General features: G+C 29.9%; 4 protein-coding genes. All 4 read left to right on the top strand.

Annotation, left to right across the window (positions count from 1 at the left end; all coding sequences use genetic code 11):
* On the top strand, positions 1 to 628 hold a 628-nt coding region (locus A500_RS14740), incomplete at its 5' end, for a PTS sugar transporter subunit IIA (protein WP_016208365.1).
* Between the two features lie 3 nt (positions 629 to 631).
* A complete protein-coding gene (locus tag A500_RS14735) occupies positions 632 to 1,084 on the top strand; it encodes a PTS sugar transporter subunit IIA (RefSeq protein ID WP_016208364.1) in 453 nt (150 codons plus the stop codon).
* A gap of 1 nt (position 1,085) precedes the next feature.
* On the top strand, positions 1,086 to 2,144 hold the full coding sequence (locus tag A500_RS14730) for a PTS fructose transporter subunit EIIC (RefSeq protein WP_423219295.1): 1,059 nt from the start codon (positions 1,086 to 1,088) through the stop codon (positions 2,142 to 2,144).
* Positions 2,145 to 2,163: 19 nt separating this feature from the next.
* Positions 2,164 to 2,472 carry a PTS fructose-like transporter subunit IIB gene (locus A500_RS14725; protein WP_016208362.1) on the top strand — a complete coding sequence of 103 codons (309 nt, stop codon included), beginning with the start codon at positions 2,164 to 2,166 and terminating at the stop codon, positions 2,470 to 2,472.
* The last annotated feature ends 106 nt before the right edge of the window (positions 2,473 to 2,578 follow it).

Below are 2,578 nucleotides of genomic sequence, written 5' to 3'. Positions count from 1 at the left end.
GTTATTACGTTATATTAATCTTGATAGACTTGGAATAGAAAGAAAAAAAATAATAGCTAATTATTATTCTATTAATGAAAAACTAGATTTTCTAACAGAAAAGGATAAGATGAAAGTACTTGAAGTAATTAAAAAAGAATTTGGATATCAAAATGTGATGATGCCATCCAAAATTAATAAACTTAGCGATTTATTAATTAATGATTGTATAAAGATGATAGAAGAAAAAAGGCCATGGAAAGAAATTGTAAAAGAAGGAGTAGACTTACTTGAAAAACAAAAATTTGTAGACAAGCGTTATGAAAAAGACATTATAAATACTATGGAAACTGTAGGGTTCTATGCAGTTACAGATGACTATTTTGCATTATTACACGGAAAGGGAGGTGATGGAGTTAACTGTAGTTGTATGAGCTTAATAGTTAGTAAGGAACCTATAGAATTCGGTGATAAAAAGGTTAAAATAATTTTTTGTTTAGCAAGTAAAGATAAAAAAGAGCATATTCCAGCTGTTATAGTCTTAATGAAAATGATTAAAAATACAAATTTAATTGAAAAATTAGAAAATGCGAACTCATTAATTGAAATTAAAGAAATAATATTTAAATCTGAATTGGAGGTAGTTTAATAAATGGAGTCTATTATAAAAAGAGAATGTATCGTGTTCGATATAGATGTAAAAGAAAAAAATGAAGCAATACTAATTTTAGTAAAAAAATTAAAAGAGCACGGTGTTATTACAGATACTGATAAATTTTATGCAGATGTCTTAGACAGAGAAGTATTATCTCCAACTTCAATAGGAAATGATATTGGGTTACCACATGGTAAAACAGAAAACGTTTTAAGACCAGCTGTATGTTTTGGAAGATTAAAAGAAAAAGTTCTATGGAATTCTGAAACAGAAGAATTTGCTAATATAATTATTTTAATAGCTGTACCAGGTAATGACGAAGATAATACTCATATAAAAATAATTTCAAGACTAGCTAGGCAATTAATGCATAAGGAGTTTATAGAAAAATTATTAACAAGTAATGAAGACAATGTATTTAATATGTTAAAGGAAGGATTAGGTGAGTAATATGGAATTGAAAAAAAATCTATTACAATTAAAAAAACATGTATTAACAGGAACGTCTCATATGATACCATTTGTAGTTGCAGGGGGAGTTTTATTCTCATTATCAGTAATGTTAAATGATATTCCCTCTACTCCTACAGAAGGATGGTTAGCAGGATTAGCACAAATAGGATTAGCTGGATTAACATTATTTATACCAGTATTAGGTGGATATATTGCTTATTCAATAGCTGATAAACCAGGATTAGCACCTGGTATGCTTGGTGCTTACTTAGCAAAAGAAGTAGGAGCAGGTTTCTTAGGGGGGATGGTTGCAGGTTTTATTGCTGGTATGGTGGTAAAGCAATTAAAGAAAATTAAATTACCTACATCATTAAAATCATTAGGTTCTATATTTTTATATCCATTGTTTGGTACATTAATTACTGGTGGAATTATAGTTTGGATAATAGGAACTCCAATGGCATCTATAATGGAAAATCTTACAAGTTGGTTAGGTGGATTAGGAGATGTTGGTAAGGTTCCTCTAGCAACTATCTTAGGAGGTATGACTGCATTTGATATGGGTGGTCCAATAAATAAGGTAGCTACATTATTTGCACAAACACAAGTAGATACTCTACCATATTTAATGGGTGGTGTTGGAGTTGCTATATGTACTCCTCCAATAGGAATGGGAATAGCTACATTATTAGCTCCTAAGAAATACAATGTTGAAGAAAGAGAAGCAGGAAAAGGTGCTTTATTAATGGGTTGTGTAGGAATTACAGAAGGAGCAATACCATTTGCAGCAAATGATCCACTTCGTGTTATTCCATCAATTATGGTTGGTGCAGCAGTAGGAAATATAATTCCATTCTTACTTGGAGTTTTAAATCATGCTCCATGGGGAGGACTTATAGTGCTACCAGTTGTTGAAGGAAAAGTAGGTTATATCATAGGTGTACTTGGAGGATCTATAGTAACAGCAGTTATGGTTAATTTACTTAAGAAAGTAAATACAGATAATGAAAGTAAAATAAGTGAAGAAGATTTTGATTTAGAGTTTGAAGAAATGTAAGGATAAGGAGAGATCAGATATGAAAATAGTAGGAGTTACATCATGTCCTTCAGGAGTTGCGCATACTTATATGGCAGCAGAGGCACTGATATTAGCAGGGCAAAATCATGGAGTTGAGGTGTTAATTGAAACCCAAGGGGGAGCTGGAGTAGAAAATAAGTTAAAATCAAAAGATATAGAGGATGCAGTATGTGTAATTTTAACAAATGATATTTCTATTAAAGGCGAAGAGAGATTTAAAGGTAAAAAAGTGATAAGAATGGGTGTATCTGAAATTATAAAAAAAGCAGATGCAATAGTATTAAAAGTTAAAAATACTTTTAAATAATATAAAATCACATGAAATAAAAAAGATTCTAGATATAATATCTAGAATTTTTTTGTTGCATTATTTAATTTACTTTAATTTCAAACAATTAATTTATGTATTATAA

The sequence above is a fragment of the Clostridium sartagoforme AAU1 genome (assembly GCF_000401215.1).
Taxonomy (GTDB): Bacteria; Bacillota; Clostridia; order Clostridiales; family Clostridiaceae; genus Clostridium; species Clostridium sartagoforme.
Note: the sequence above shows the minus strand (reverse complement) of the source record. Positions and strands in the feature narration are given on the sequence as shown.

Bases quoted from the DNA above. Each gene is read 5' to 3' on its own strand.
- A500_RS14735 (WP_016208364.1), top strand. From the start codon at position 632: ATGGAGTCTATTATAAAAAGAGAATGTATCGTGTTCGATATAGATGTA.
- A500_RS14730 (WP_423219295.1), top strand. From the start codon at position 1,086: ATGGAATTGAAAAAAAATCTATTACAATTAAAAAAACATGTATTAACA.
- A500_RS14725 (WP_016208362.1), top strand. From the start codon at position 2,164: ATGAAAATAGTAGGAGTTACATCATGTCCTTCAGGAGTTGCGCATACT.